This window comes from Rhodococcus sp. NPDC003322 (genome assembly GCF_053589555.1).
In genome coordinates this window covers 621651-645576 of record NZ_JBSFSC010000005.1, presented here as the reverse complement: position 1 = coordinate 645576, position 23926 = coordinate 621651, and the positions used below count along the sequence as shown (strand labels likewise).

The window sequence follows — 23926 nt, the reverse complement described above, 5'->3', positions numbered from 1 at the left end:
GTAAGTGCTACCATCAACCCGCGATCCGAACCGTCCGTCACCGCTGCCCGCTGCGCAGCCCGCCAGTACGAGGTCGAGAAGATGCCACAACCCGTCATCGTGAGTGCCGTCCGCACCGCGATCGGGCGTTCCTTCAAGGGGACGCTCGTGAACACTCCGGCCGAGACCCTGGCCACCACGATCGTCCCCGAGGCGATTCGCCGCGCCGGGGTCGACCCGGCCGTGATCGACGACATCATCCTTGCCGAATCGCATTACGGCGGAGGTGATCTCGCGCGATATGCCGCAGCCGCCTCCGGGCTGGAGTCGGTACCCGGACAGGCCGTGAACCGGCACTGCGCCGGCAGTCTGACCGCGATCGGCAACGCTGCGGCCCAGATCGGGTCCGGTATGGAACGGGTGCTCGTCGCCGGTGGCGTGCAGTCGCTCTCGACCGGTCCGCTCATGAAGTGGCGCATCCCCGGCCCCGAACTCGCCTTCCAGGAGCCGTGGATGCCGCCGACACATCCCGAGACGCCGGACGCGCCGGTCCTGGACATGGCCGTCACCGTCGGGTGGAACACCGCGAAGGCCAAAGGGATCAGCCGGCACGAGATGGACGAGTGGGCGCTGAACTCGCACCTGCGGGCGGTCGCCGCCCAGGACGCGGGCAAGTTCGCCGACGAGATCATCCCACTCAAGGTCGAACTGCCCGACGGCTCGGTGGTCGACTTCGCGATCGACGAGCATCCCCGCCGGGACACCACCCTCGAGCGGCTCGCCTCGTTGCCGGTTCTGCATCCCGAGATCGAGGGATTCTCGATCACCGCGGGCAACAGCAGCGGTATCAACGACGCCGCTGCCGCGGTCACCCTCGCGGAGGAGTCCCTGGCTGCGGCCGAGGGTCTGACGGTCCTCGGCAAGGTCCGCGCCTGGGGCGCGGTGGGCGTCGCACCCCGGGACTGCGGACTCGGCGCCGTGAAGGTGATTCCGGTCGTGCTCGACCGGGCCGGCATCTCCGTTGCCGACGTGGCGTTGTGGGAGATCAACGAGGCGTTCGCGTCCGTGCCGATCGCCGCCTGCCGCGAACACGGGATCGACCCGGAGCTGGTCAACTTCTCCGGAAGCGGCTGCAGCCTGGGCCATCCGATCGCCGCCTCGGGTGCGCGGATGGTCACCACTCTCGTCCACGAGTTGCGGCGCCGTGGCGGTGGAATCGGTGTGGCCGCCATGTGTGCCGGCGGCGGTCAGGGTGGCGCCGTCGTCATCGAGGTCTAGAAGGCCAGGTCCAGAAGTCCAGCGGTGGGTCGCGTGCCCGCCACGTGCCCGGCCGGGCACGCGTCATCCGTGTGCCCGGCCCGCAGAAACCGGGAGGAACATGTCCGACGCAGTACTCACGGAACGCCGTGGTCGCGTTCTCGTCATCACGATCAACCGTCCGGAGGTCCGCAACGCGATCAATCTGGCGGTGTCCCAGGGACTCGCGGATGCGCTCGATGAACTGGACGCCGATCCGGAGTTGTCCGTGGCGGTGCTCACCGGGGCGGGCGGGAACTTCAGTGCCGGGATGGACCTGAAGGCCTTCGCGAAGGGCGAGTTCCCGTACATCGCGGGCCGCGGCATGGGATTCACCGAGAAGCCGCCGGTCAAACCGTTGATCGCCGCGGTCGAGGGCAACGCCCTTGCCGGCGGCACCGAACTGGTGCTCGCCACCGATCTGGTCGTCGCCGCCCGGGACGCCACCTTCGGCATCCCGGAGGTCAAGCGCGGTCTGGTCGCCGGTGGCGGCGGACTGTTGCGGTTGCCCGAGCGGATTCCGTACCAGAAGGCACTGGAGCTGGCGCTGACCGGTGACCCGTTCACCGCGGAGGAGGGAGCCTCCTTCGGATTCGTCAACACACTGGCCGAGCCGGGCGGGGCGCTCGATGCGGCACTGGAACTGGCCGCGCGCATCACCGCGAACGGCCCGATTGCGGTGGCGGTCACCAAGAAGGTCATCGCGGCGGCCCGCAGCTGGAGCGACGACGAGAAGTGGCAGAAGCAGATGGAACTCGTCGCGCCGGTCTTCGGCACCCAGGACGCGAAGGAGGGCGCAGCGGCGTTCGCGGAGAAGCGCGCCCCCCGGTGGACCGGTTCCTGACCGGGCTCCGTTCACCACCCACCCGGCCGGCCGATGCGGCCGTACATGCACACGAGTAGCGCGGAACACGAGAGAAGGGGAGTCACAGTGTCATTCGAAGGAGAGGTGGCCCTGGTCACCGGTGGTGCCGGCGGACTCGGTGCCGCCACCGTACGCAAGCTTCACGCGGAGGGTGCGGCGGTCGTCATCGCCGACCTCGCCGACGACAAGGCCAAGGCCCTCGCTGAGGAACTGGGCAACAAGGCCGTCTACGTGCGCACCGACGTTCTCGACGAGGACTCCGTGGCCGCCGCGATCGAGGCGGCCGGTGAGCTCGGGACGCTCCGTCACGCGGTGATCGCGCACGGCGGATTCGGCGTCCTCGAGAAGGTTGTCAACCGGGACGGCAGCCCGCACACCCTCAAGGGCTTCACCGACACCATCGCGCTCTACCTGACCGGCACCTACAACGTGCTCCGGCTGGTGGCCGCGAAGGTCGCGACACACGAACCGAAGGACAACGGCGAGCGCGGCTCGATCGTGATGACCAGCTCCATCGCCGGCTACGAGGGACAGATCGGACAGTCCGCCTACTCCGCCGCCAAGGGCGGCGTCATCGCCCTCACGCTCACCGGTGCGCGTGATCTCAGTGCGGTCGGGATCCGGCTCAACAGCATCGCGCCCGGCACCATGCGCACTCCGATCATGGAGTTCCTCGGGGAGGAGGCACTCGGGAAGTTCGCCGCCAGCGTGCCCTTCCCGAAGCGCCTCGGCACCCCGGACGAGTACGCGAGCCTGGCGGCGTACCTCCTCGAGAACCCGTACATCAACGGTGAGGTCGTCCGTATCGACGGCGCACAGCGATTCCAGCCGAAGTGACCTCGCAGACGCGAGTGATCTGGAACTGAAGTGGATCTGGGACTGAGGGATGCCACCGTCGTGGTGGCCGGCGGCGGCCGGGGCATGGGCCTGGCCGCCGCGCGCTGTTTCGCCGCGGACGGCGCTCGGGTGGCCGTGCTCTCCCGTACCCGAGACGACCTCGATGCCGCGGTGTCCGAGCTGACCGAACTCGGAAGCCCCGACGCCGTGGGTCTCGAGGCGGACCTGCGCGACTGCGACCGGATCGTCGATGTGTTCGCCGAACTGGGCCTGCGCTGGAACGGCGAACTGAACGTCCTCGTCAACGCGGCCGGGCCCAACGTGCACGGCACCGTCGAGGACCTCACCGACGACCAGTGGCGGACGGCCGTCGACGACGGTGTGCTCGGCATGGTGCACTGCGTGCAGTCGGCGCTGCCGCTGCTGCGCACGGCGCAGTGGGCCCGCATCGTCAACTTCTCCGCGAGTTCGACCCAGCGGCAGACTGTTTCGCTCGTCGCCTACACGGCGGCGAAGTCGATGGTGACCAGTGTCTCGAAGAACCTGTCCCTCCTGCTGGCGAAGGACGAGATCCTGGTCAACGTGGTGTCCCCGGGCAGCGTGGCCTCGCCGTCGCTGACCGGATGGGCACGCTCCGTGGGAGTCGAGAGCGACGATCCGTACCGGTTGATGGAGGCGATCACCGAGCACTTCGGGCATCCGGCCCAGCTGCCGCGGGTGGGTCTGCCCGACGAGGTGGGCGCGGTGGTGGCGTTCCTCGGCTCTCGGCGCAACTCCTACATGACCGGCGCCGACGTCAACGTCGACGGCGGCACGGACTTCACCTGACCTGTGTGAGCGGTCCGCCGGCGGCGCGCCAGTGGACGAGTCCGCCGCTCATGTTGACGGCGTCGAAGCCGTTCTCCACCAACAGGTTCGCCGCCCCGGCCGACCGGATTCCCCCGGTGCAGAAGGTGATGAGGAGGCGATCGTCCGGGAACTCCGGACAGCGGTCGAGCAGTACTTCGAGAGGTGCGTGGACGGCGCCGGGAATGTGTACCCGATTCCACTCGAACTCGCGGCGGACGTCGACGACGAGCGCGCCGTCTTCGACGAGACGGACCGCCTCGGCGGCCGTCACGGCCGGTGGTCGGCGAAAGTAGTGTCGCAGGCTCATGCGTCACGCGCCTGCTGTCGCAGGTTGACCATCGTGATCGGGCCGCTGAGCACGGGTACGAGAGCCCACGTCCGGGTCCTCGGCGCCAGCCCGCGACCGAGGAGTGCCACGGCGGCGACGGCGAGGTAGAACGCGCCGTGGATCGGACCGAGGATGCTCGCGACCGTGCTGTTGTGCACGGTGCCGAGGTTGGTCAGGAGTGCCAGGAGGCTGACGGTTTCGAGTGCCGAGAGCGCAGCGAGACCGCGCAGCTGCCCGGTCATGCGGCGCTCGATCCGGGGCGCACGATCATCAGGACGACGACGATCATCCACAGCAGGTTGAACACGCCCGCAGTCATGCTCAGGCGTCGGAGCCGGGCGCCGTCATCGGGGGAGGTGAGCGCCTCCTGCTGGAGTGGAGTGATCTGCAGGGCGAGCAGTCCGCCGGCGGCGGCGGTCAGCACCATCGCGACCACGACCCAGGCGTCGCCCGTGCGCCCCTGCACGGTGGCGAGGACGAGGCCGACGACCGGCACTCCGATCGCCACGGCGCCGTAGATGCGGGTGATGCGGTACAGCACACGGGCGATGTCGACGCTTCGCTCGGCCTGTCTCGCCCCGTTCGGCCCGGCGGTCACCGGCGCATGGCGGGGAAACAGGCTCGTGGCCACCGCGACGGGACCCACGAAGAGGATGCCCGCCACCACATGAAGGGAGAGCAGCAGTGATTCCATGACCTTCAGTCTAACTGAAGGTTGCGGTCGGGTGTCAGTTGATGGCCGACATCACCCGAATCATGTGCGCCCGCAACGCCTCGGTGAGTTCGGGGTGCTGCGCGGCGAAATCCGCGTCGAGACGGGCCACCACCTCGGCGGCCCGGGCCAGCAACGACTCACCGTCGGCCGTGATCGTCAGGGTCGACGCCGCCCCGGCGTGCGCGGTCCCGTCATCGACGAGCCCGGCCTCGACGAATGCCGCGACCGCCGTGTGGGCGCTCTGCACGGTGATGCGGGAGCGGCGGGCGAGTTCGCTGAAGGAGATCCCCGGGGTGCCGCGGATGTGGCCCAGCAACCCGTACTTGCGGGTGGTCAGGCCGAGCGGTTTGAGCGCCTCGGTGAATGCGGCCTCCCACACCCGGCCCACCGTGAGCAGCGTGACCGTGGGGCTGAAGGGTGGTGGTTCGGACATGTGAGAAGGCTACCCACGCCGAAGCCCGCGACCGGTCGCGCGCTCCACGAGCCGGACGTGTCGGTCTGCGTTCAACCAATGCAGCGCCGGTGGCGCTGTGTCAGCGCACCGTCAGCCGCATCCGCTTGATGCCGTGCACGAAGTTGCTGTGCAGGTACTCGGGTTCGCCGATCTCGACCTCGGGCAGCCGGGTGAGCAGTTCGCGGAACAGGTGCCGCAGCTCCATCCGGGCCAGCTGGGCGCCGAGGCAGAAGTGTGCGCCGCCACCCCCGAACCCGACGTGCGGATTCGGGGAGCGTGAGATGTCGAACTCGTGCGGACGATCGAAGACCGACTCGTCCCGGTTGCCGGAGCAGTAGAAGAGGGCGACCTTCTCGCCGGCCGCGATCGGCGTGCCTGCGATCTCGGTGTCCACCGACGCGTGCCGGGCGAAGTTGAGTACCGGCGTGGACCAGCGGACGAACTCGTCGATCGCGGTGTCGATCCGGTTGTCGAAGTCCGCGAGGAGCCAGTCCCGCTGCTCGGGGTGATCGATCAGTGCCTTGAGCGCGTGCGAGCTGGTCTGCTTGGTGGTGTCGTTGCCGGCCGAGCCGATCAGCACCATGAACGCGCCGACCTCGGTGTCTGTGAGCCGGTGGCCGTCGACCTCGGCCTCGACGATGCCCGTCATCAGGTCCTCGTGCGGCTCGACTCGGCGCAGCTGGGCGAGCTCGATGCCGGCATTCATCAGCAGGCCGAGCTGGGTCATCGAATGGGTGGCCCGATCCTCGAGCGAGGCGTACTCGTCGTCGCCGGTGCTGAACAGGCATTCGACGGCGTGCGCGACCACCTCGTGGTTCTCGGGTGCGATGCCGATCATCTCCGAGATCGTGCGCATCGGCAGCCGTCCGGAGAAGTCGGCAGCGAAGTCGACGGACCCGTTCGCCCGCAGATCGGCGAGCAGGTCGTCCACGATCGTGCGGGCGTTCGCCCGGATCTGGTCCTCGATGCGCTTGATCTGCCGTGGCGTGAACGACATGGCGATCAGTCGCCGGTAGCGGGTGTGCTCGGGCGCGTCCATTGCGAGGAAGAAGCTCATCGTCCGCTGGATCTCCGCGGGCATCGGATCGACGGTGATCCCCAGGCCGGAGACGAAGACGTCGTTGGTGAGGCTGGCGTGGCGAATGTCCGCGTGCCGGGTGAGGGCCCAGTAGCCGGTCTCCTCGTGCGGGAAGATCGCCGAGGACGGTGGGTGCCAGGTCAGGCCCGGTTCGGCGCGGAGTTGCGCGAAGGTCTCGTCGCGGCTGCGGAAGTCGCTGTCCCAGAAGGTGCCCGCGGAGATGTCCAGCGGGTGGTAAGGGCGGTCGGACGTCGACGGCTGTTCCGTCGGGGGTTCGGCGATGGTCATTGCGCTCCGGTCGTCGTTCGGATGGGTGTCGTGAGGTCAGAGTGCGATCGGCGCGCCGGCCAGCATCGAGGTGATGAAGCCGCCGTCGACCTGGACGTCCTGGCCGACGACCCAGCGGGCACCGGGGGAACCGAGGAACTCGATCACCGGGACGATGTCGTCGACGGTGGCGTGTCGTCCGACGGTGCCGCGGGCCATGTCGAGCACGTCCTTGCCCATGGTCTGCTCGAAGTCGGTCAGGATCGGCGTCTCGGTGGGGCCGGGGCTGACGGTGTTGACCCGGACGCCGTACTTCGCCCATGCCGGCGCGCTGAGCCGGCGCGTGTAGTGGAGCACCGCCTGCTTCGAGGTGCTGTACACCGGGTAGTTCGGGTCCTGCGTCTGCTGCCAGGCGAGAACCGAGTCGGCGTCGGTGGCCTCGAGGAGCCCGGCCAGTTCGGCGGTGCGGTCCTGCCAGCCGAGTGCCGCGGTGGAGGCCACCACGACGATGGCGCCGCCCTGGTTGAGTCGGGGGAGCATCCCCTCGGTCATCAGCCGGACTCCGAGGTAGTTGACGAGCAGGACGTCCCCGGCGGGGGCGGTGCCGGGGACCCCGGCCACGTGCGCCAGCAGGTCCCAGCCGTCGCCGATGTCGGTGAGCAGAGCGTCGACCGACGCCTTGTCTCGGAGGTCGCACCGGCGGTGTTCGCTTGCGGGAGTGGTGTTCTCGCGAGCGTCGACCGCGAGGACGTGGTGTCCCTGCCGGTGGAAATGAGCGGCCGTGGCCGCCCCGATTCCCGAGCCGGCGCCGACCACGACGATCTTCTGCTTCCCGGACGTCTGTTTCCCGGAGTTCTGCTCTTCGGATTCCACTGGCGACGCCACCGTCCTGTGTTGCGGTTCGGGTGTCGGGACACCCCTGGAATGTTCGTACTGTAAACGCGACTGTAATAATTTCCGGCTGCTCCGGCAAGGGGTCCTCGTGGGAGTGTGGCGAACGGACCGACGAAATTATAGTATGCCTTACGGTAAGTTACTTCGAGCTGTCCTGCCCGGCCGGATGGCGGGATGACAGGAGGGTGCAGTGACCAAGACGAGGCTCGTGTTCGACCCGTTCTCCGAGGAGTTCTTCGGCGGACCGTACGAGCTGTACCGGCGCATGCGGGAGGAAGCGCCGGTCTACTACAGCCAGGAGTACGACTTCTACGCGCTGACCCGCCACGAGGACGTGTCGGCCGCGTACCGGGACTTCGAGACCTTCTCCTCCTCACGCGGCATGGACCTGTCCATGGTGCGTACCGGGGAGCCGCCGGTGCTCAAGTCGGTGATCGTGCTCGATCCGCCCGAACACCGTCACATGCGAAGCCTGGTCAGCCGGGTGTTCACGCCGCGCGCCATCCAGGCGCTCAAGCCGGTCGTCACCGAACTGGTCGACCACTACCTGGGCCAGGTGGATCCCGCGGGATTCGATCTGGTGCAGGACTTCTCGGTGCTGTTCCCGATCGAGGTGGTCTCCCGGATGCTCGGCGTTCCGGAGGAGATGCGTCTCCAGGTCCGGCTGTGGACCGACGACCTGCTGCACCGGGAGATCGGACAGGTCGACATGTCCGAGCGCGGCCGGCAGGCGGTCGTCGAGATGACCCGGTACTACTACGGGCTGGCGAACGAGCGCCGGGAGAACCCGTGCGACGACATGATCACCCAGTTGGTCCAGGCCGAGGTGGAGCGGGAAGACGGTGAGAAGACCAAGCTGTCGACGCTCGAGATCGCGGCCTTCGCCTCTCTCCTCGGCGGTGCGGGTGCCGAGACGGTCGCGAAGCTGATCGGCAACGCCGGTGTGCTGTTCGCTCGTAACCCCGGAGAGTGGGAGAAGCTGCTCGAGGATCGCGGCCGCATTCCTGCGGCCGTCGAGGAGTTGCTCCGCTACGAGTCCCCGAACCAGTACAACGTGCGGTACTCGATGAAGGACGTGACACTGCACGGCGTCACGATCCCGGCGGGTAAGCCCGTCTTCCTGATGCTGGGATCGGCGAACCGGGACCCCGAGGCGTTCAGCGATCCGGACGTCTTCGACATCGACCGCAATCGCTCCGAATCACCGAACCTCGGTTTCGGCTACGGAATCCACAGCTGCCTCGGCGCGGCGCTGGCCCGGATGGAGAGCGCGATCGCGCTAGGTCGTCTGCTCGATTTCATGCCGCGCTTCGAGGTGGACTTCGACCGGTGCACACGCGTCACCATGCAGAACGTCGCCGGCTGGAACACCGTGCCGGTCCGGATGCTCCGATGAGGGTCGAGGTCGACTTCGGTGTCTGCGAGAGCAACGCGGTGTGCGTCGGCATCGCACCGGACGTCTTCGACCTCGGCGAGGACGACTACCTGACGGTGCTGCAGCCCGAGGTGACCCCGGACAACGAGCAGGGGATCCGCGAGGCGGCGCGGCAGTGTCCGAGGCAGGCCATCACCATCGTCGACTGAGGCCTGCTCCTGCTTGTCGGCCCGTTTCCACGGCTCATTGTCGTGAAACGGGCCGACGCCGTTCCTGACGCCTGCACGTCCGATCCGTCGAGAGTGATGGTTCAGCGGCGAGCGTGGGCCAGGATGGCGAGTCGCCGAGGTTGCAGCGCGTCCTGGCGAGCATCGAGTGCAGGTGGGACGGCTTCGTGGTCATCGACGACCTCCATGGTGCGCCAACCGGCTCGGGAGAGCCACGTTCGCAACTCGTCGCGGTCGACCGTGGTGCGCCAGGGTTCTCCACCCTCCCCGGCCACCTTCGACACGGCATGGGCATAGCGGTTTCCCGCGTCGTCGCGGTCGATCTCGGGCAGGATGGCGTCGGCCACGAGTTCCGAGCCCGCGGCGAGAAGCGCAAGATTCTGGATTACGTTGCGAACCACAGTGTCTCGGAGGTACATCGTGACCCCCAGCCAGCTGACGAAGGTGGGTACCCGGGGGTCCAGCCCGGCTGCCGCGAGGGCGGACAGGAGGTCGCCCGAGGCAAAGTCGTGCGGCACGTCGATTCCGGCCGGCCGCACCTTCGCGTCCTCCAGGACGCTGCGTCGCCACTCGAGGGTGTCGGGGGTGTCGACATGAAAGGTGTTCGCTTCGAGCCGGGTGGCGACGCGGAGCGCAGACGTGTCGAGGCCCGCGCCCAGGACGACGTACTGCCGGCACCCGGACTCCTCGAGACGATTCTCGGCGAATGCGCTCCGAACGACTGTCGAGAGCCGGGCACCGGCCAGCACCGGTTCGCTCGGGTAGGCATGGTGGAACCCGAGTGGTTTCGGGTCTTGGGATTCGACAATCGGCTGCGCATACGAGTCGACGAGGATGTGGGGTTCGTCATCGACCAGTAGGTGCGCGGCCCGCGCCGCCGCGGACAGCAACGCCGAAGAGAAGGCTGATGTGGTCACACCGCATGTGTACCGCAAGCGGGCAATCAGCGAAAGGGAATCATAGCACGAAAAGAATTGTAAATCAACAGTATTGGCGTGATTCGAGAAGGCGGCGGGGCCGATGCCTGCCAGGCCGACTGCATCGCCGTCGGACGCGCACGATGGCCCCGCCGGTAGTGCTCGGGTTCGGGGATCGATCAGGTGCTGACCACGGTGGCGCCGGCCGTGCCGGGCGCACCGTAGAGCAGCGCGAACCCGGCCCGCGGGTTGCCCGCCACCTGACGTGGCCCCGCTTCGCCACGCAACTGCAGCACCAGTTCGTGCAGCTGACGCAGCCCGGATGCGCCGATCGGTTCACCGTTGGCGATCAGTCCGCCGTCGGTGTTGACCGGCATGGATCCGCCGATTTCGGTGGCGCCCTCGGCGATCAGCTTCTCCTGGTCCCCGTCGGCGCAGAACCCGGCCTCGGCCATGTGGATGACCTCGGCGCCGGCGTCGGTGTCCTGGAGTTGGATCACGTCGATGTCCCCCGGGGCGATGCCTGCCGATTCGAAGGCCGCGCGCGAGGCGTACACCGAGGGGGAGGCATCCTCCTCGACCGGCGCGTAGGTGGTGTTCACCTCGTACGCGCCGTAGCTGCGGGTCCGGACCTCGACCGATCGCAGGTAGACCGGTTTGGAGGTGAACCGGTGTGCGATGTCCGCCCGGCACATGATCACCGCCGCGGCGCCCTCGTCGGGGGAGCAGAACATGTAGTGCGTCAACGGGTGGTTGAGCATCGGCGACGCCAGGATCTCTTCCTCGGGGATCGGCTTGCGTCGGTAGGCGTTCGGGTTGAGCACGCCGTTGCGGTAGTTCTTCGCCGCCACCCGTGCCAGGGTCATCTCGGAGATGTCGTGGTCGTGCAGGTACCGGTTCGCCTTCATTCCGAAGAACTTGGTGGTGAGGTACTGGCCGTTCTCGCCGTACCACTTCGGCATCCCCACCAGCGTGGGATCCACCGTGAAGGCGCCGCGGGGATGCTTGTCCATACCGATCGCGATGCCGATGTCGTAGCGACCGAGGCGGATCCCGTCGGCGCAGGCCTCGGTCGTGCTGGCTGCGGTGGCGCAGGCGTTGAACACGTTCGTGAAGGGAATGCCGGTCAGCCCGACCAGGCCGACGATGGCATCGGGATTGGCGACCTCCCAGCTGCCGCCGACCGCGAACTGGATGTCGCGCCACTCGAGCCCGGCGTCGGTCAGCGCGGCCCGGATGGCGTCGGCGCCCATCTGCATGGCGGTCTTGCCCTCGAACCGGCCGAACGGGTGCATGCCCACGCCGATGATGGCCACGTCGTTCATGCGGCACCTCCCGCCGTCGGGACCGGCTCGAACGCGAAGGTCAGAATCTCGTCGCCGGATTCGTCGGTGCTCAGCGGAATCATCGTCAGTTCCATCTCCATTCCGAATCGCAGTGCGGCCGGGTCGTTCTCGGTGAGCCGGCTCTCGACGCGGATCACGTCACCGAGTTGGACGAGCCCGACGCCGAACGGGGTGAACGTCTTCGCGGTCTCCTTGCCGAGATAGGGCGGCCCGGGGAGGAATCCCTGGGTGGTCCAGGAGACGAGAGTGCCGCGTCTGGGCAACTCCACATCCGTCATCGATGCCGCGCTGCAGCGCGGACACTGCGCCTGGACCGGGAAGACGGTCGCCGCGCAGGCGTCGCAGCGGCTGCCGAGCAGGTGCGGTTCGGGGTCGGGCCAGGTCGAGATCTCGGGTGAGATGACTGTGGGCATGGGGCCTCCAGAGTGCCGATTGCCGGGTTCGGATGGGATGGGCGTGCGTGCCCGGAGGTCACGCCGGACTGGGCGCGGTCTCGGGGCGGGGTGCGGCGGCGGCCTGTTCGCGAGCCCAGCGGTAGTCGGCCTTGCCGACGGGGCTGCGCTCGATCCGGTCGCGGAACAGCACGGACTTCGGCAACTTGTACCGCGCGACCGACGCCGCAGCATGGTCGACGATCTCGTTCTCGGTGGCCTGTGTGCCGTCGGCCAGTTGCACGATCGCGACGACCTCCTCGCCCCACCGGTCACTCGGGCGTCCGGCGACGATCACGTCCCCGACGGCGGGGTGCGAGGCGATGGCCGACTCGACCTCCTCGACGAAGATCTTCTCGCCACCGGAGTTGATGGTGACCGAGTCCCGACCGAGCAGTTCGAAGCTGCCGTCTGCCAGGTGCCGGGCCCGGTCGCCGGGCAGCGCGTAGCGCTCCCCATCGATCACCGGAAAGGTTGCCGCCGTCTTGGTTTCGTCGCCCTTGTAGCCGAGCGGAACGTAGCCCCGCTGCGCCAGCCAGCCGATGCCCTCGTGCCCGGGCTCGGCGACGGCGGTCAGATCCTCGGACAGGACACAGGTGTACGAGCTCGGGTTGAACGTGCCCGTCGACACCGCGCCCGCAGAGGACACGTGCATCATCTGGGCACCGGTCTCGGACGAGCCGGCGCCGTCCATGACGATCGTGCCCGGCAACGCGTCGAGCAGGCGTTGCTTGATCCCGGGTGTCAGCTGGGCGCCGCCGTTGGCGACGATGTTCAGCGACGAGGTGTCGGCGTCTCCCCGCTCGAAGGCGGCGAGCAGGGGACGGGCCGTGGCGTCCCCGACGACCATCACGACGTTCGGACGGTCGCGTTCGATGGTGCTCACCACCGCCTCGGCGTCGAGACGATCCGAGGCCGGCGGGAAGACCAGCGTCTGCCCGGTGGTGAGGGCGGTGAGCGCGGCCCACTGGGCGGCGCCGTGAATCAGTGGCGGCACGACGAACACCTTCAATCCGGGATTCGACCGCGCGCGGTCGGCGATCTCCTCGTAGGAGCCGACCGGGATACCGCTGTAGAAGTCCTTGCCGCCACAGGCGCCCATGAAGATGTCGTGCTGACGCCACAACACGCCCTTCGGCATGCCGGTGGTGCCACCGGTGTAGAGGACGTAGAGGTCTTCCGGAGAGGTCTCCGGAAGATCGTCGAGCGGGTCGACGCTCGCGAGCGCTTCCTCGTAGTCGACGGCGCCGTCGAGCAGCGCGTTGCCGGATTCGTCGGCGATCTGGACCAGCACGGACAGCTGCGGCAGCTGGTCGCGGATCTTCTGCAGTTGCGGGGCGAAGCTCGCGTTGTAGACCAGTGCGCTCGCGCCGGCGTCCCCGAGCAGATAGCGCAGTTCGTTCTCGACGTATCGGTAGTTGACGTTGAACGGCGCGACCCGGGCGCGGAACGCGCCGAGCAGGGACTCGACGTACTCGTTGCCGTTGTACGCGTAGATGCCGATCAGGTCCTGGCCGGTCTCGTGCGCGGCCAGTTGCGACCGCTCGGTCCGGCAACCGAGTCCGCGTGATCGCAGGTAGGTGGCAAGCCGCCGGGAGCGGTCGGCCACCTGGGCGTAGGTGAGGTGGCGGTCGCCGAACGCGATGAGCTCGCGATCGGGGATCGCGGCGGCGACGGCGTCCGCGACGGCGGGAAGGGTGAACTGCGGAATCGTCGGTGCGGCTTCCGTCTTGGGGTCGGGCAACGCTGCTCCTCGGGTCGTATACGGGTACGGCACTCGGTTCAGGGTTCACTGTAAGCACTACTGAAACCATTACGATAGAGCGCCGCGGGCGAAAGTGCCAGGAGATTCGGTGGGGTGGACCGGATGTGCCGGGGAGGCGCGTCCATGCCTCACGGAAGGCTATCGGAACATCTACTGTTGGCCATGCGGTATCTGCTAGCATCGGCGCCTACGAGGCTCTGGTGACGCCGTATCGGAGGCGAATCAGATTGGTGCCCCGGGTGGTTCGAGACACCGAACGCGTCGCGAATGGAGTGCGTCCGGTGGCCCGTTCCGAGGTTCCCGGAGCGTGGCGAGACCGCATTTCCCGTTGGGCCGACTTGGGGGCGCGATGAACAGTGTTGTGGCAGTCCCGTTACGGGCGGCAGGGGGCTTCTTCGATCTCGTGGTCGACGTGGCCCGCGCATCGTTTCGCCGGCCGTTCCAGTGGCGCGAGTACATCGAGCAGTCGTGGTTCGTTGCCCGCGTCTCGATCGTCCCCACCGTCCTGGTGGCCGTGCCGTTCACCGTGCTGGTGAGCTTCACCATCAACATCCTGCTGCGTGAGATCGGCGCCGCCGACCTCAGCGGTGCGGGTGCGGCGCTCGGATCGGTGACCCAGGTCGGTCCGGTGGTCACGGTGCTCATCGTGGCCGGTGCCGGCGCCACCGCGATCTGTGCGGACCTGGCCGCGCGCACCATCCGCGAGGAGATCGACGCGATGCGCGTACTGGGCATCGATCCGATCCAGCGGCTCGTTGTGCCCCGCGTCCTGGCCTCGACCACGGTCGCGCTCCTGCTCAACGGGCTGGTGTGCACCATCGGCATCGCCGGTGGATTCCTGTTCTCCGTGCTGCTCCAGGGCGTCAACCCGGGCGCCTTCGTCAACGGGATCACACTGCTGACCGGACTCGGTGAACTGCTCATCTCCCAGGTCAAGGCCGGACTGTTCGGGCTGATCGCCGGTCTGATGGCCTGCTTCCTCGGACTGAACGTTCGCGGCGGTCCCAAGAGCGTGGGGGATGCGGTCAACCAGACCGTCGTATTCGCCTTCATGGCGCTGTTCGTGGTCAACATCGTCGTGACCGCGGTCGGCATCTCCCTGACGGCGCGGTGACCGCCGTGGTCGACGTGGTTCGCAGCAGGTATCCGATCGCCCGCCGCCGGTACCGCCGTTCGCTCAATGCCGTGGACGGCTTCGGTGGCCAGGCGGTCTTCTACGCAAAAGCGTTGTGGCACACGCCCAAGGCGATCAAACACTATCCCCGTGAGACCGTGCGTCTGGTCGCGGAGATCAGCATGGGAACGGGTGCGCTCGCGGTGATCGGTGGCACCGTGGTGATCGTCGGCTTCCTGACGCTGTTCACCGGCGGCACCATCGCAGTGCAGGGGTACAGCTCGCTCGGGAACATCGGCGTGGAGGCGCTGACCGGATTCTTCGCGGCGTTCGTCAACGTCCGGATCGCGGCCCCGGTGATCGCCGGCATCGGGCTGGCGGCCACGATCGGGGCCGGATCCACCGCCCAGCTCGGCGCCATGCGGGTCTCGGAGGAGATCGACGCACTGGAGACGATGGCGATCCCGTCGGTTCCGTACCTGGTCAGCACCCGAGTGGTCGCCGGGATGATCGCGATCGTCCCGCTCTATGCACTCGCGGTGGCCGCGTCCTTCGTCGCCAGCCGGTTCGCCACCGTGTGGATGTACGGGCAGTCGCCGGGCCTCTACGACCACTACTTCTCCACCTTCCTGGTACCCACCGACATCCTCTGGTCCTTCGTCCAGGCGATCGTGATGGCACTGGCGGTGATGCTCATCCACACCTACTTCGGCTTCCACGCCTCCGGTGGCCCCGTCGGGGTCGGCCTGGCGGTGGGCAACGCGGTGCGCGCTTCCCTGATCGTGGTGGTGACGGTGACCCTGCTCATCTCGCTGGTGGTGTACGGGATGTCCGGCAACTTCCACCTCACCGGATAGGCGGCGGCGCGTGGCGATGTCAGGTACCGAACTGTTCGACCGGCCCGTGCCTCGCCGGATCGTGGCAGTGGCATTCGCCACCGCGCTGGTCCTCGTCGTGGCCACCGCGCTGACCGCCTTCCTCGGCGGGTTCAGCCGCGCCGAGCGGGTCACCGTGGTGTCCCCGCGCGCAGGCCTGGTGATGGAACCGCAGGCCAAGGTCATGATGCGTGGTGTCGAGGTGGGCCGGGTGGCCTCCATCGACTACGACGGGGACGAGGCCGTCATCGCACTCGACATGGATCCGCATGGACTCGAGCAGATCCCCGCGAACGCCACGGTGGACATCAGGTCCACCACCGTGTTCGGCGCGAAGTACGTCAACTTCACACCGCCCGCGACGCCGACCGCCGGTCACCTCCAGGCGGGAACGACCCTCTCCGCGGAATCCGTCACGGTCGAGTTCAACACCCTGTTCGAGAATCTCGCCACCGTCCTGCACCGGGTGGAACCGGAGAAACTCAACGAAACGCTCGGCGCGATCTCCACCGCACTGCGCGGGCGTGGCGAGCGGATCGGCACCCTGATCGACGACACCGATGCACTCCTGCGGCAGATCAACCCGAGTCTGCCCGCGCTGCAACACGATCTGTCCGCGGCCGCAACGGTGACCGGGGTGTACGCCGACACCGCCGACGACCTGCTGCGCACGGTCGACAACGCGACCTCGACCGGCCGGATGGTCACCGAGGAGGCGAGCGGCCTGCAGACCCTGCTGCTGGATGTCACCGGACTCGCCGACAACGCCACCGGGGTCCTCACCGACAACCAGCGCGACCTGACGTCCGCGATCGGCCTGCTGCGCCCGACCGCGGAACTGCTCGACGAGTACTCGCCGTCCATCTCGTGCATGCTGATCGGTCTCGACCTGCTCCGGCCGAAAGCCGAGGCGGTGGAAGGCGGTATGTCGCAGGGCTTCGCGCTGAGCGTGGGTATGACCTACGGCGTCGAGCCCTACACCTATCCGGAAAGCCTGCCGCGCGTGAACGCCTCGGGCGGACCGAACTGTGCCGACCTGCCGCACGTGCCCGGACCCGGAGATCGGCCACCGTTCGTGGTCACCGACAACGCGCCGGTGCCGTACGCGCCGCGGACGACGTCGATCACCAATCCACCCAAGTTCTTCCAGGTGTTCTTCGACGGCCTCTACCCGGGGATGGGACAGTGAGCAGGAACGCGACGATCGTCAAGTTCGCCGTCTTCGCGGCGGTGATGGCACTGATCTTCGCAGGGCTCGTTGTGGTCTTCAGCGAGGCCCGATTCGCGTCCACGACCACCTACCACGGGGTGTTCACCAATTCGTCCGGGATGCACTCCGGTGCCAAGGTTCGCATCGCCGGCGCCGAGGTGGGCACCGTCACTGGCGTCGACCGCGGGCGGGACAATCTCGCGCACGTCACCTTCGATGTGGAGGACACCTACTCGCTGCCCGCCGCGACACGCGCGACGATCCGCTACGAGAACCTGGTGGGGGATCGCTATCTCGAACTGGGCGAGGGGCCCGGATCGACGGAGCCCATGGCCGCCGGCGACACCATCCCGCTGTCGCAGACCGAACCCGCGCTGGACCTCGACCTGCTGCTCGGGGGCTTCAAGCCGCTGCTGCGCGGACTCGATCCGGATCAGGTCAACAGCCTGTCCGAGGCGCTGGTCCAGGTGTTCCAGGGGCAGGGCGACACCCTGGTCCCCCTGCTCGGCAGCACCGGGTCGTTGACCTCCACACTGGCGGAGCGAGACCAGGTGATCGGTGAGGTCATCGACAACCTGAACTCCGTCCTGGCGACCCTGGACGGCAAACGTGACGAGTTCTCCGGCACCCTCGACCGGCTCCAGCAACTCGTCAGCGGACTCTCCGCCGACCGGGACCCGATCGGCGACGCGATTCCGCGGATCGCCGACGCCACATCGGGACTGGCCGAGTTGCTGCAGGCCGGCCGCCCCGACCTGCAGAAGACCATCGAACAGACCGGCATCCTGGCGGGCAATCTGGATGCGAGCAGCGGCACGCTGGAGGAGAACCTGCAGGCCCTGTCGGATGTCTACCGCCGGCTGAGCCGCCTCGGCGCGTACGGCTCCTTCTTCCAGTTCTACATCTGCACCGCCTCGTTGCGCTTCAGCGCCGGCGACGGCCAGACCATCAAGATCAAGGTGCCCGGATCGAGCAACGAGGGAAGGTGCGGACCGAAATGAGCCGACCCGAGGACTTTCGCTGCGTGGCCGAAATGGCGTCCGTACCAGTGAGAACAAGCGGGGGGATCGGGTGAGCGGGCGGCCGATGAACCCCGACGCCGCGGGGCGGCGCCTGCTGCGTCGCGGGACGGTGGGCATCGTCCTCGCGGTGGCGGTGGTGCTCGCCGCCCTGCAGTACGCCAAGCTGCCGTTCCTGCACTCTGGACTGCAGTACCGTGCGGTGTTCGTCGATGCCGGCGGACTGCTGCCCGGTGACAAGGTCGAGGTCGCCGGGATCACCTCCGGATCGGTCGACCGCATCGACATCGAGGGCGACCGGATCGTGGTGTCGTTCACCCTGGCCGAGGACGTCGCCCTCGGTGACCGGACGACCGCGGCCGTCAAGACAAACACCATCCTCGGACGCAAGTCCCTCGCCGTCGTTCCCGAGGGCGCGGGTCGGCTGCCTGCGCGGGGCACCATCTCCGACGACCGCACCACCTCGCCGTACTCGCTGACCGATGCGCTCGGCGATCTGACGGGCACGGTGCACGACCTCGACACCGTGCAGCTGAACTCGGCCCTCGACGCGATGTCGGGTGCGCTGTCCGGCACACCGCAGCCCCTCGGGGAGGCGGTGCGCGGCATCACCGATCTCACCACCGCCCTGAACCAGCGGGACGCCGGACTCGAGGAACTCCTGGCGAAGGCGCACTCGGTCACGACGGTGCTCGCGCAGCGAGGTGACCAGATCAACGCCCTCCTGCTCGACGGCAACGACCTGCTCGGGGAACTCGAGCGGCGCCGGGACGCGATCACCGAACTCATCTCGAGCGTGTCGGCGGTCTCGAGGCAGCTGAGCGGGGTGGTCCACGACAACGAGGCACAGCTCGGTCCGACCCTGCAGAAGCTCGACCAGGTGACCGCCCTGCTCATCCGCAACCGCGACAGCCTCGTCGGCGCCCTCGACGGGCTCGGCCCGTACTCGACCGCCCTCGGCGAGGCGGTGGGCAGCGGGCCCTACTTCCAGGCCTTCGTTCAGAACTACGCGGCCGGCGAGTTCCTGGCCCCGCTGATGAGTTCCCTGGTCAATCCGGGCCAGCTGCCGAAGGACCTGCAGGCACTGATGGACCCGCCGCCGAGCATCGAGAAGTACCAGGGGGTGAACCCGCGATGAAACCGTTCACGAGTGGACCGACGGCGAAGCCGTCCTCGAGTGCGCTGACCTCGCTGCGTCCCAGCCGGACCGTCCTGCGCTGGGGGATGGTCGCCGTGCTCGTCGCGGCACTGGCCGTGGCCGGGTACCTGGTGGTCGACCGCACCACGCACTACCGGCTGTCGGCCCGGTTCCCGTCCACCACCGGCCTCTACCAGGGCGACGACGTGCGTGTGATGGGAGTACGGGTTGGCACGGTGGAGCGGATCGAACCGGGACGGGACTCGTCGGTGGTGACGATGTCGCTCGACCGCGGTGTCGAGATTCCCGAGGACGCCAAGGCCGTGATCATGGCGACGTCCCTGGTGTCCGGGAGGTTCGTGCAGCTGACCCCGGCCTTCACCGGAGGAGTGACGCTGGCCGCGGGCACCGAGATCCCCCTCGAACGCACCGCCGTTCCGGTCGAGTGGGACGAGATCAAGAACGAGCTCGACAAACTCACCGACGCTCTCGGTCCCCAGGCCGACGATCCGCAGGGCTCGTTCGGCCGGTTCGTCGACACCGCAGCCGACAACCTGGACGGCAACGGTCCGGCGCTGAACGTCGCGCTGCGCGAACTGTCGCACACGATGAGCACGCTCTCGGACGGTCGCACAGACCTGCTCGGCACGATCCGCAACCTGCAGACGTTCGTCACCGCACTGTCGAACAGCAACTCCCAGATCGTCCAGTTCGGGGGACGGCTGGCCACCGTCGGGGACGTCCTCGCGTCCAGCTCCGATCAGCTCGGGACCGCACTGACCGACCTGGACACGGCAGTCGGGGACGTGCAGCGTTTCCTCGGTGCGAACACCGACCAGCTGGCGCACAGCGTCTCCGAACTCGCCACCGCGACACAGGTTCTCGCGGACAAGCGTCCGGAGATCGAGCAGGTCCTGCACATCGCCCCGACCGCCTTGGTGAACTTCTACAACCTGTACCAGCCCGCCCAGGGCACCCTGACCGGGGTGTTCGGCCTCAACGAGGTCGCCAATCCGGCGGCGTTGCTGTGCGGTGCCATCGAGGGCACCGCGAACGAGGGCACCGAACGCACCGGCGAGCTCTGTCGTCAATACCTGGCGCCGCTGATGAACGGGATGATCGTGAACTACCCGCCGATCATGACCAACCCGGTCAGCGGCATCACCGCCTTCCCCGATCAGCTGGAGTTCCAGCCGCCGAGCGTCGAGGCCCAAGTGGCCTCGAAGACCACGGCGGCGGGGGCCACGGCCCCCGGCGCGGCCGGAGACATCACCCGGCCCGTGGCCGGAAATGCCACTGCTCCCACCGATCTCGGTGCTCTGCTCCTCCCCGGAGGTACCCGATGAACGTCCGGATCACGACCATGCCGAGGCTGCGCCGGGGTGTGTTCGCACTCGCCACCTCGATCGCGGTGGCGCTGTCGGTGTCAGGCTGCGAGTGGGACGGCCTGAACTCGGTGCCGATGCCGGGGGCGCGGGGGACCGGCGAGGACTCCTACGAGGTCGCCGTCCAGTTGCCGAATGCCACCACGCTGACGCAGAACTCGCCGGTGCGGGTCGACGACGTGACCGTCGGGTCGGTCCGGAGGATCGCCGCCGAGGGCTGGCATGCAATGGTCACCATCGGTCTCGACGCGGACGTGGTGCTCCCGGCGAACGTGACCGCGCGGATCGGGCAGACCAGTCTGCTCGGTTCCAACCACCTCGAGCTGGCCCCGCCCACGGACGTCGCACCGGAGGGGCGTCTGGAGGCCGGTGACGTCATCCCTCTGGAGCGGGCCGGTGCCTTCCCGACCACGGAGCAGACCCTCTCGGCGCTGTCCGTCGTGCTCAACGGCGGTGGCCTGGCGCAGCTGCAGGACATCACCCGTGAGCTCGACACCGCTCTCGGTGGTCGGGGTGAGACGACCAGAGATGTGCTGGTGCAACTGAACTCGCTCACCTCCGGGTTGAACGATCAGCGCGGAGACATCGTGGCGGCCCTGGACGGACTGGAGCGCCTCTCGGGCGAGTTCGACCAAGACCGGCAGGTGCTGACGAACGCCATGGACGGGCTCCCTCCGGCGCTGGACGTGCTGGTCGGACAACGGCAGGACATCACCACGGCGGTCACCTCCGTGGGGCGGCTCGCCGCGGTGACGAACCAGATCCTCGACACCAGCGGCGCAGACCTGCAGGCGGACCTGAAGCACCTGGCGCCGGTCCTGCAGACGCTCGCGGGTACCGGGGAGCACCTCGCCGGCGTGATGTCGCTCCTGCCGACCTTCCCGTTCTCGACGAAGAACATGGACAAGTGGCTGCTCGGTGACTACGCGAACCTGGACATCAACCTCGACCTGACGAACGCCCGGCTCGACAACAACTTCCTGATCGGCACCCCGCTGGGTGGGACCCTCGGCGGGGTCGAGGGTGCTCTCGGCACCGTGGCCGGCGTTGCCGGCCACGCCACCGATCCGTTGCGCGCGCCCGTGGGCGGTGCCACCCCCGGAGGCGCACCGTGACCCTGACCCGATTCGTGCGCGGCCAGCTGGTCGTCTTCGCCGTCCTCACCGTCATCGGCCTCGTCGTCATGGCGACCTCCTACGTCCGGGTGCCCGCAATGGTGGGCATCGGCCGCTACCGGGTCACTGTGCAACTCGAGGCGAGCGGCGGTCTGTACCCCCACGCCAACGTCGCCTATCTCGGTACGAACGTCGGCACGGTCGACTCCGTCGTGCTTGGCCCGGGCGGCGTCGACGCCCACCTGACGATCTCCCGTGACCACCCGATCCCCGCCGACGTGCTGGCGCGGGTCCGCAGTGTGTCGGCGATCGGCGAGCAGTACGTCGACCTCGTCCCGCCGCAGGGCACTGCCGGCGATCCGGGCGCCGCGAGCGATACCGGGGATCTGTCCGACGGTGCCGTGATCCCGGTGCAGCGGACCGAGCTCCCGCAGGATGTCGGCGCGATCCTCGATCAGGCCGACCGGCTGCTCGACGGCATCGCCGACACCAAACTGCACGAACTCGTCGAGGGGGCGTTCGAGGCCTTCAACGGCACGGGGCCGGACCTGCAGCGGCTGCTGGATTCCGCGCAGTTGCTGGTGCAGGAGGCCCTGGACGGTGCGGAGCCGACGCGGACCCTGATCGAGCAGGCCGGTCCACTGCTCGACACCCAGGTCGAGAGCGCCGACGCGATCCGGTCCTGGACCGCCGACCTCGCACGCGTCACCGACCAACTGCGGGAGAGCGAACCACAGCTGCGGTCGCTGATCGAGTACGGTCCCGCCGCGGTGCACGAGGCCGACCGGCTGTTCGCCGAACTGAAGCCGACGCTGCCGCTGCTGCTGGCGAATCTGGTCAGTGTCGGTCAGGTCACCAGCATCTACAACCCCAGCATCGAACAGGTCCTGGTCGTTTTCCCACCGCTGATCGCGGCCCTCGGCACCGTCGTGCGCGGACCGCTCGAGGACGGTGCCCTGGTCGACTTCCACCTGCAGTTCGGCGACCCGCCGGCGTGCACCACCGGGTTCCTGTCGTCCACGCAGTGGCGATCACCCGACGACCTGTCGGTGCCGGACACACCGTCGAACCTGTTCTGCAAGGTTCCGCAGGACAGTCCGATGGTGGTGCGCGGCGCACGCAACGCGCCCTGCATGGAGTACCCGGGCAGGCGCGCCGCGACGGTGGCGGAGTGCCGCAGCGGTGAGCCGTACGTCCCCGAAGGGGACAACCCCTGGCGTTCGGCTCATCCGGCACCCAGTGTGGAAGGTGGCCGCGCCGCGTCCGGCGTGGAAGGTGGCCGCGCCGCGGACGGGGTGCAGGTGCAGGTGCAGCCGTCCTCGTACGGCGAGTCGGGTGGATCCCAGCCCGCGGCGCGACTGTACGACCCGCAGACGGGTGTCTACGTCGGCCCCGACGGACGCCGCTACACGCAGCCGGGCATCGCCCCCGGCGGAGCCGCTCGGGAGGCTCCCGCCTGGCAGGACCTGATGACCGCGCAGCAGGGTTGATCGCACAGCAGGGTTGTGTGCGGGATGAGGGACCGGCGTGGCGTGGAGTCGGGAAGCCTTGCGGCCGAGCCCGCTTCGGGTGAGCGGGCTACTTCGCTTTGCGCGCGGGGCGCCGGCTTGCCTTCGACGGCGGCCGCTGGGCGCCGATCGCCGATGCGGCGTGGTCGAGGATGCACTCGAGGCCGTACTCGAAGTTGCTGTCGTCCGGGGCGGCACCGCTGCGTCCCTGGGCGGCGGCCTCCGCGAGGAGCGGGGTGTCCTCCGCGGTGATCCTCAGGTCCTCGTAGTAGGCATGCGAATTGGGGTCGGCGGCCTTCGCCTTGTCGCCCAGTCGGGCGAGGACGACGGATCCGCGCACATGCAGCTGGACAGCGGCGAAGGTGTCGAATGCCTCGGGCAGGGGGAGGCCGGCGTCGACGAGGTCGGCGACGATCCGCTCGATGTAGCGGGCGCCGAGCTGGCCATGGGTCGGGCTCAGGGTCGAGCGGATCAGGATCAGGTCGATCAGGATCGGGTTGGCCAGGAACGTGGCTCGCATGCCGCGGGCGAACGCGGTCAGCCGGTCGCGCCAGTCGCCGTCCTCGGGGACCGAGACGGCGCCGATGTACCGCGCGACGGCCCGCTCCGTCATCGCGTTGAGCAGGTCGTCCTTCTTGCGGAAGTACCAGTAGATGCTGGTCACGCCGACTCCGAGATGCTTACCGAGCATCGGCATGCTCAGGTTGTCGAGCGAGACCTGCTCGGCGAGCTCGAACGCACCGGCGATGATGTCCTCGGGATCGATCGAACCCCGCTCCCGGCGTTGCCGTTTCGGTTGCGTGTCCTGCGTGGCCATACCCGAGCACCTCCGTTGTGTCCCCGCGATCCTATCGGTTCGCACGGATTTACCGTGAGCGGCCCGGTAAGGGTGTCGCGGGGACGACGGCCGGGTGCGGCCGCGGCGGCGAGCCGGAGCCC

The 23926-nt window shown here is 68.3% G+C and carries 25 protein-coding genes; 14 read left to right on the top strand and 11 right to left on the bottom strand.

All coding sequences use genetic code 11. From position 1 onward, the window contains the following. Window positions 1–81 precede the first annotated feature (81 nt). The 4 genes from ACWDUM_RS22345 (at window position 82) to ACWDUM_RS22330 (ending at window position 3805) form a co-directional block, all read left to right on the top strand. Window positions 82–1257 carry a thiolase family protein gene (locus ACWDUM_RS22345; RefSeq protein WP_450135645.1) on the top strand — a complete coding sequence of 392 codons (1176 nt, stop codon included), beginning with the start codon at window positions 82–84 and terminating at the stop codon, window positions 1255–1257. Window positions 1258–1357: 100 nt separating this feature from the next. Then, window positions 1358–2119, top strand: coding sequence for a crotonase/enoyl-CoA hydratase family protein (locus tag ACWDUM_RS22340; protein ID WP_450135644.1), 762 nt, complete (start codon window positions 1358–1360; stop codon window positions 2117–2119). A gap of 87 nt (window positions 2120–2206) precedes the next feature. Then, window positions 2207–2977 (top strand): SDR family oxidoreductase, encoded by a 771-nt coding sequence (locus tag ACWDUM_RS22335; protein WP_450116320.1) that lies wholly within the window; start codon window positions 2207–2209, stop codon window positions 2975–2977. A gap of 30 nt (window positions 2978–3007) precedes the next feature. Continuing rightward, entirely contained in the window at window positions 3008–3805 is a 798-nt protein-coding gene (locus ACWDUM_RS22330; protein WP_450135643.1) for an SDR family NAD(P)-dependent oxidoreductase, read from the top strand. On the opposite strand, the gene ACWDUM_RS22325 is transcribed toward ACWDUM_RS22330, so the two are convergent. The 6 genes from ACWDUM_RS22325 to ACWDUM_RS22300 all read right to left on the bottom strand — a co-directional run bounded on the left by ACWDUM_RS22325 (window position 3798) and on the right by ACWDUM_RS22300 (window position 7541). Continuing rightward, on the bottom strand, window positions 3798–4133 hold the full coding sequence (locus tag ACWDUM_RS22325; protein WP_450116322.1) for a rhodanese-like domain-containing protein: 336 nt from the start codon (window positions 4131–4133) through the stop codon (window positions 3798–3800). The two genes, ACWDUM_RS22330 and ACWDUM_RS22325, sit on opposite strands and share 8 nt — an antisense overlap. Further along, complete coding sequence (locus tag ACWDUM_RS22320; protein ID WP_450135642.1) at window positions 4130–4396, bottom strand: hypothetical protein; 267 nt, start codon at window positions 4394–4396, stop codon at window positions 4130–4132. Before ACWDUM_RS22320 ends, ACWDUM_RS22325 begins: the two co-directional genes overlap by 4 nt. Continuing rightward, entirely contained in the window at window positions 4393–4848 is a 456-nt protein-coding gene (locus ACWDUM_RS22315; protein WP_450135641.1) for a hypothetical protein, read from the bottom strand. Before ACWDUM_RS22315 ends, ACWDUM_RS22320 begins: the two co-directional genes overlap by 4 nt. A 34-nt stretch (window positions 4849–4882) precedes the next feature. Further along, window positions 4883–5302 carry a MarR family winged helix-turn-helix transcriptional regulator gene (locus ACWDUM_RS22310; protein ID WP_450135640.1) on the bottom strand — a complete coding sequence of 140 codons (420 nt, stop codon included), beginning with the start codon at window positions 5300–5302 and terminating at the stop codon, window positions 4883–4885. 100 nt (window positions 5303–5402) lie between these two features. Next, window positions 5403–6689, bottom strand: a complete 1287-nt coding sequence (locus ACWDUM_RS22305; protein WP_450116326.1) for a cytochrome P450 — start codon at window positions 6687–6689, stop codon at window positions 5403–5405. A gap of 36 nt (window positions 6690–6725) precedes the next feature. Next, entirely contained in the window at window positions 6726–7541 is an 816-nt protein-coding gene (locus ACWDUM_RS22300) for a coniferyl-alcohol dehydrogenase (protein ID WP_450135639.1), read from the bottom strand. 211 nt (window positions 7542–7752) lie between these two features. Here ACWDUM_RS22300 and ACWDUM_RS22295 point away from each other — a divergent pair, with 211 nt between their 5' ends. Both ACWDUM_RS22295 and ACWDUM_RS22290 read left to right on the top strand, forming a co-directional pair. Further along, window positions 7753–8958, top strand: coding sequence for a cytochrome P450 (locus tag ACWDUM_RS22295; RefSeq protein ID WP_450135638.1), 1206 nt, complete (start codon window positions 7753–7755; stop codon window positions 8956–8958). Further along, a complete protein-coding gene (locus ACWDUM_RS22290; RefSeq protein ID WP_450135637.1) occupies window positions 8955–9146 on the top strand; it encodes a ferredoxin in 192 nt (63 codons plus the stop codon). Before ACWDUM_RS22295 ends, ACWDUM_RS22290 begins: the two co-directional genes overlap by 4 nt. Window positions 9147–9247: 101 nt before the next feature. Here ACWDUM_RS22290 and ACWDUM_RS22285 read toward each other — a convergent pair whose 3' ends face one another. The 4 genes from ACWDUM_RS22285 to ACWDUM_RS22270 form a co-directional block, all read right to left on the bottom strand. Next, window positions 9248–10081 (bottom strand): class I SAM-dependent methyltransferase, encoded by an 834-nt coding sequence (locus ACWDUM_RS22285; protein WP_450135636.1) that lies wholly within the window; start codon window positions 10079–10081, stop codon window positions 9248–9250. 179 nt (window positions 10082–10260) lie between these two features. Then, complete coding sequence (locus ACWDUM_RS22280; RefSeq protein WP_450135635.1) at window positions 10261–11406, bottom strand: thiolase family protein; 1146 nt, start codon at window positions 11404–11406, stop codon at window positions 10261–10263. After that, window positions 11403–11840 (bottom strand): Zn-ribbon domain-containing OB-fold protein, encoded by a 438-nt coding sequence (locus ACWDUM_RS22275; RefSeq protein WP_450135634.1) that lies wholly within the window; start codon window positions 11838–11840, stop codon window positions 11403–11405. The genes ACWDUM_RS22280 and ACWDUM_RS22275 overlap by 4 nt, the downstream gene beginning before the upstream one ends. Before the next feature lie 58 nt (window positions 11841–11898). After that, a complete protein-coding gene (locus tag ACWDUM_RS22270; protein ID WP_450135633.1) occupies window positions 11899–13602 on the bottom strand; it encodes an acyl-CoA synthetase in 1704 nt (567 codons plus the stop codon). Between the two features lie 370 nt (window positions 13603–13972). Here ACWDUM_RS22270 and ACWDUM_RS22265 point away from each other — a divergent pair, with 370 nt between their 5' ends. From ACWDUM_RS22265 to ACWDUM_RS22230, 8 genes are all read left to right on the top strand, one after another. Further along, the gene (locus ACWDUM_RS22265) at window positions 13973–14737 is read left to right on the top strand and encodes an MlaE family ABC transporter permease (RefSeq protein WP_450116333.1); all 765 of its coding nucleotides are present in this window, start codon (window positions 13973–13975) and stop codon (window positions 14735–14737) included. Window positions 14738–14751: 14 nt separating this feature from the next. Beyond that, window positions 14752–15594 (top strand): MlaE family ABC transporter permease, encoded by an 843-nt coding sequence (locus tag ACWDUM_RS22260; protein WP_450116342.1) that lies wholly within the window; start codon window positions 14752–14754, stop codon window positions 15592–15594. A gap of 16 nt (window positions 15595–15610) precedes the next feature. Continuing rightward, on the top strand, window positions 15611–16801 hold the full coding sequence (locus ACWDUM_RS22255) for an MCE family protein (RefSeq protein WP_450135632.1): 1191 nt from the start codon (window positions 15611–15613) through the stop codon (window positions 16799–16801). Beyond that, on the top strand, window positions 16798–17823 hold the full coding sequence (locus ACWDUM_RS22250) for an MCE family protein (RefSeq protein ID WP_450135631.1): 1026 nt from the start codon (window positions 16798–16800) through the stop codon (window positions 17821–17823). The genes ACWDUM_RS22255 and ACWDUM_RS22250 overlap by 4 nt, the downstream gene beginning before the upstream one ends. An 85-nt stretch (window positions 17824–17908) precedes the next feature. Continuing rightward, window positions 17909–18979 (top strand): MCE family protein, encoded by a 1071-nt coding sequence (locus ACWDUM_RS22245; protein ID WP_450135700.1) that lies wholly within the window; start codon window positions 17909–17911, stop codon window positions 18977–18979. An 86-nt stretch (window positions 18980–19065) separates the two neighbouring features. After that, window positions 19066–20325 carry an MCE family protein gene (locus tag ACWDUM_RS22240; RefSeq protein ID WP_450135699.1) on the top strand — a complete coding sequence of 420 codons (1260 nt, stop codon included), beginning with the start codon at window positions 19066–19068 and terminating at the stop codon, window positions 20323–20325. After that, on the top strand, window positions 20322–21479 hold the full coding sequence (locus tag ACWDUM_RS22235) for an MCE family protein (RefSeq protein ID WP_450135630.1): 1158 nt from the start codon (window positions 20322–20324) through the stop codon (window positions 21477–21479). Before ACWDUM_RS22240 ends, ACWDUM_RS22235 begins: the two co-directional genes overlap by 4 nt. After that, on the top strand, window positions 21476–22969 hold the full coding sequence (locus tag ACWDUM_RS22230) for an MCE family protein (protein ID WP_450135629.1): 1494 nt from the start codon (window positions 21476–21478) through the stop codon (window positions 22967–22969). Before ACWDUM_RS22235 ends, ACWDUM_RS22230 begins: the two co-directional genes overlap by 4 nt. 88 nt (window positions 22970–23057) lie before the next feature. Here the strand turns inward: ACWDUM_RS22230 and ACWDUM_RS22225 are convergent, their stop codons facing one another. Beyond that, complete coding sequence (locus tag ACWDUM_RS22225; protein ID WP_450135628.1) at window positions 23058–23804, bottom strand: TetR/AcrR family transcriptional regulator; 747 nt, start codon at window positions 23802–23804, stop codon at window positions 23058–23060. Window positions 23805–23926: the final 122 nt, after the last annotated feature.

What these genes read in the sequence shown, in the direction of transcription:
- ACWDUM_RS22235 (WP_450135630.1), top strand. Translation starts at nt 20,322, where the DNA reads ATGAACGTCCGGATCACGACCATGCCGAGGCTGCGCCGGGGTGTGTTC.
- ACWDUM_RS22255 (WP_450135632.1), top strand. Translation starts at nt 15,611, where the DNA reads ATGTCAGGTACCGAACTGTTCGACCGGCCCGTGCCTCGCCGGATCGTG.
- ACWDUM_RS22290 (WP_450135637.1), top strand. Translation starts at nt 8,955, where the DNA reads ATGAGGGTCGAGGTCGACTTCGGTGTCTGCGAGAGCAACGCGGTGTGC.
- ACWDUM_RS22240 (WP_450135699.1), top strand. Translation starts at nt 19,066, where the DNA reads ATGGTCGCCGTGCTCGTCGCGGCACTGGCCGTGGCCGGGTACCTGGTG.
- ACWDUM_RS22305 (WP_450116326.1), bottom strand. Translation starts at nt 6,689, where the DNA reads ATGACCATCGCCGAACCCCCGACGGAACAGCCGTCGACGTCCGACCGC.
- ACWDUM_RS22275 (WP_450135634.1), bottom strand. Translation starts at nt 11,840, where the DNA reads ATGCCCACAGTCATCTCACCCGAGATCTCGACCTGGCCCGACCCCGAA.
- ACWDUM_RS22265 (WP_450116333.1), top strand. Translation starts at nt 13,973, where the DNA reads ATGAACAGTGTTGTGGCAGTCCCGTTACGGGCGGCAGGGGGCTTCTTC.
- ACWDUM_RS22325 (WP_450116322.1), bottom strand. Translation starts at nt 4,133, where the DNA reads ATGAGCCTGCGACACTACTTTCGCCGACCACCGGCCGTGACGGCCGCC.
- ACWDUM_RS22245 (WP_450135700.1), top strand. Translation starts at nt 17,909, where the DNA reads ATGAACCCCGACGCCGCGGGGCGGCGCCTGCTGCGTCGCGGGACGGTG.
- ACWDUM_RS22320 (WP_450135642.1), bottom strand. Translation starts at nt 4,396, where the DNA reads ATGACCGGGCAGCTGCGCGGTCTCGCTGCGCTCTCGGCACTCGAAACC.
- ACWDUM_RS22340 (WP_450135644.1), top strand. Translation starts at nt 1,358, where the DNA reads ATGTCCGACGCAGTACTCACGGAACGCCGTGGTCGCGTTCTCGTCATC.
- ACWDUM_RS22280 (WP_450135635.1), bottom strand. Translation starts at nt 11,406, where the DNA reads ATGAACGACGTGGCCATCATCGGCGTGGGCATGCACCCGTTCGGCCGG.
- ACWDUM_RS22315 (WP_450135641.1), bottom strand. Translation starts at nt 4,848, where the DNA reads ATGGAATCACTGCTGCTCTCCCTTCATGTGGTGGCGGGCATCCTCTTC.
- ACWDUM_RS22225 (WP_450135628.1), bottom strand. Translation starts at nt 23,804, where the DNA reads ATGGCCACGCAGGACACGCAACCGAAACGGCAACGCCGGGAGCGGGGT.
- ACWDUM_RS22310 (WP_450135640.1), bottom strand. Translation starts at nt 5,302, where the DNA reads ATGTCCGAACCACCACCCTTCAGCCCCACGGTCACGCTGCTCACGGTG.
- ACWDUM_RS22345 (WP_450135645.1), top strand. Translation starts at nt 82, where the DNA reads ATGCCACAACCCGTCATCGTGAGTGCCGTCCGCACCGCGATCGGGCGT.